General features: G+C 63.2%; 5 protein-coding genes. 4 read left to right on the forward strand and 1 reads right to left on the reverse strand.

The features are described 5' to 3' along the window. The 3 genes from WBF74_RS00440 to WBF74_RS00450 all read left to right on the forward strand — a co-directional run. Nucleotides 1–187: bifunctional ornithine acetyltransferase/N-acetylglutamate synthase (locus WBF74_RS00440; protein WP_424433729.1), on the forward strand; the 187-nt coding region annotated here is incomplete at its 5' end. Between the two features lie 107 nt (nucleotides 188–294). After that, on the forward strand, nucleotides 295–729 hold the full coding sequence (gene mutT, locus WBF74_RS00445) for an 8-oxo-dGTP diphosphatase MutT (RefSeq protein WP_424433731.1): 435 nt from the start codon (nucleotides 295–297) through the stop codon (nucleotides 727–729). 32 nt (nucleotides 730–761) lie between these two features. Continuing rightward, entirely contained in the window at nucleotides 762–932 is a 171-nt protein-coding gene (locus tag WBF74_RS00450; RefSeq protein WP_424433737.1) for a Flp family type IVb pilin, read from the forward strand. Between the two features lie 3 nt (nucleotides 933–935). Here WBF74_RS00450 and WBF74_RS00455 read toward each other — a convergent pair whose 3' ends face one another. Continuing rightward, nucleotides 936–1,862, reverse strand: a complete 927-nt coding sequence (locus tag WBF74_RS00455) for a methyltransferase domain-containing protein (RefSeq protein ID WP_424433733.1) — start codon at nucleotides 1,860–1,862, stop codon at nucleotides 936–938. 96 nt (nucleotides 1,863–1,958) lie between these two features. Between WBF74_RS00455 and WBF74_RS00460 the strand changes: the two genes are divergently transcribed. Continuing rightward, nucleotides 1,959–2,732 carry a ComF family protein gene (locus WBF74_RS00460; RefSeq protein ID WP_424433735.1) on the forward strand — a complete coding sequence of 258 codons (774 nt, stop codon included), beginning with the start codon at nucleotides 1,959–1,961 and terminating at the stop codon, nucleotides 2,730–2,732. The last annotated feature ends 5 nt before the right edge of the window (nucleotides 2,733–2,737 follow it).

Here is a 2,737-nt window from a genome sequence, read left to right on the forward strand (position 1 = left end):
CGGCATCGATGTGGCGAAGAACGGTATGGCTGTTCCCGGCTATGACGAAACGCCCGTCGCGCGCCACATGAAAGGCAGCGATATCGACATCGAGGTTGATGTCGGTGTCGGCAAGTCGCAGGCGACGGTCTGGACTTGCGATCTCACCTACGACTACATCCGCATCAATGCAGATTATCGTAGCTGAGAGCGTTGGCACTTTCTTAACCAAGAGCGGATGAGCGGGCCAGTCGGTCCGCAGAGGGATGAATTTCTGGCAAATCCGACAGAAATCGTTAACGGAAAGGCGCGATTATGGGTGACGAGCGCGAAAGCGTGACGGGCGAGCCGAAGCGGCTGCTGCTCGTTGCGGCCTGCGCGCTTGTTGATGCTGACGGGCGGGTGCTGATTGCCCGCCGTCCCGAGGGCAAGCCGCTGGCGGGCCTGTGGGAGTTTCCTGGCGGCAAGGTCGAAGAGGGCGAAGTGCCCGAAGTGTGCCTGATCCGCGAGCTGAAAGAGGAGCTCGGCATCGATGTCGCGAAGGCGTGTCTCGCGCCTCTCACCTTCGCGAGCCATGAATATGAGAGCTTTCATCTGCTGATGCCGCTTTATGTCTGCCGGCGTTGGGAGGGGGAAGTGAAAGCCCTCGAAGGGCAGGCGCTGCAATGGGTGCGCCCGGCAAGGCTCCGGGATTACCCGATGCCACCGGCGGATGAACCGCTCGTGGCGGTGCTGCGCGACCTGCTCTGAGGCTGCGTATCGGGAGGACGATGATGACGGCTTTGAAGACGTTTCTGAAGATGTTCGGTGCTGATGAGCGCGGCGCGACGGCCATTGAATACGGGCTGCTTGCGGCGGGCATCTCGATTGCCATCATCGCCATCGTGGGTGCGACGGGCGAGGCACTGAACGACTCCTTTTATACGAAGATCGGCGAGGGCCTGTCCCAGTAACGTCTAGCGACCGGGCTTTTCTCCGGTCGGATGTTCTTTCGTTCCCAGTGCATCGGCGAGCCGTGCCTGTGCGCTGCCGGGTCTGAGCGGCTGCTGCTGGCTTTCATGCGGTGCCCAGCCGGTCGCAATAACAATGTCGAAGGTCGCCGGTATGCGGCCATCCTCCAGCGCAAATTTCTCATGATAGATTTCTGCCGCCCGCATCAGCGTTGAGCGGCGAAGCGGCGTGCGCCGCCTTTCGCTCATAGCATTTGTCTCGCCCATGCCGCGCAGATCAGCCATCAGCCGCAGCGCGTCTGTGTACCGCACGGTCACGCGGTCGGTGTCGACGACGGGCAGCGCAAAGCCTGCCCGCTGCAGCAGCGCGCCAATGTCGCGCAGATCGGCAAAGGGCGCGACGCGCGGTGACAGCCCGCCTTCCTGTTCAATTTCTGCCTCTGCCAGAGACTGGCGAAGCTCGGTCAATGTCTCGCCTCCGAAAATCGCGGCCATGAAAAGCCCGTCCGGCTTCAGCGCGCGTCTGATCTGGACAAGCGCGCCCGGCAGATCATTCACCCAGTGAAGAGAGAGGACGCTGGTTACGAGGTTGAGGCTCTGATTTGCAAAAGGCAGCGCCTCTTCATCAGCCGCGACGCGCAGGCCTGCCGCCTGATGCAGCATGGGAAGCGATATGTCGGCGGAAATCAGCGTGCCGAGTTTTTCCGGCGGGAGATGGGCGTCCGCCAGTGCACGGGCGAGGGCGCCATTATGCGCGCCAAGATCGACTGCCATGTCGAAGCTGCGATTGGCGGCGGCAATGCGGTCTGCAATATCTTCGGCCGCGCGGGCGACAAGAAAATCATATTGCCCAAAGCCCGCCGCAGCGCGGTCGCGGCGGCGGCGATGGGTCACGCGATCGAAGGGACGCATTCTTGTGTCAGGTCCGGGCATGGCGCGCATCATGGTAGGGGGGTCGGTTTGCCGCAAGGGGCTGGCGCAGGAAAAGCCCTCGCGTGTAGGCTTTTGCGGGTTTGGGGCGGGGCTCTGATGGAAACGGGGGCGTTTTCGCATTGGCGAGACGGGGTGCGGGCAGGGGCGGCGCGCCTCGCCGATCTCATGCTGCCGCCCCTTTGTCTTGGCTGCGGGTGCGGAATTGCCGATCACGCCGCGCTTTGCAGCACCTGCTGGTCGCAAATCGATTTTATAGAGCGGCCCTGGTGCGCGGTGACGGGCATCCCCTTTCCCTTTGATGCAGGCGAGGGGACCGTCAGCGCTGCGGCGCTCGCCTATCCGCCGGTCTATGCCCGTGCGCGGGCTGTCATGCGGTATGGCGATGGCTCGGCGCGGCTCGTTCATCGTTTCAAATATGGCGATAGAATGGAGGCAGCCCCCGTTTTCGCGCGCTGGCTCGCGCGGATCGGGGCCGACATTCTGGCGGACGCCGATATGATCGTGCCGGTTCCACTGCATCGCTGGCGGCTTTTCTTTCGGCGCTTCAATCCATCGGCGGAAGTCTCGCGGCTGCTCGGGGAGCTTTCGGGGCTTTCCTATGCGCCGGGGCTTTTGCTGCGCAGCCGGGCGACAAGGCCGCAAGTCGGGCTTTCGGGAGCCAAAAGACGGCGGAATGTGGCGGGCGCCTTCAGCCTCGCCAAAAATGCCGAGGCGCTGATACGCGGGCGTCATGTGGTGCTGGTCGATGATGTGGTGACGACCGGGGCGACGGCAGAGGCTTGCGCGAAAGTGTTGATCCGCGCCGGGGCACGGGAGGTATCCCTGCTTTGTCTTGCCCGGGTTGTACCGGCGGGTGGCGCCTCTATATGATAGGG

It is taken from the genome of Parvibaculum sp. (genome assembly GCF_049672805.1).
Taxonomy (GTDB): domain Bacteria; phylum Pseudomonadota; class Alphaproteobacteria; order Parvibaculales; family Parvibaculaceae; genus Parvibaculum.

Coding starts and splice junctions, on each gene's coding strand:
- mutT (WP_424433731.1), top strand. CDS start 295: ATGGGTGACGAGCGCGAAAGCGTGACGGGCGAGCCGAAGCGGCTGCTG.
- WBF74_RS00455 (WP_424433733.1), bottom strand. CDS start 1,862: ATGCCCGGACCTGACACAAGAATGCGTCCCTTCGATCGCGTGACCCAT.
- WBF74_RS00460 (WP_424433735.1), top strand. CDS start 1,959: ATGGAAACGGGGGCGTTTTCGCATTGGCGAGACGGGGTGCGGGCAGGG.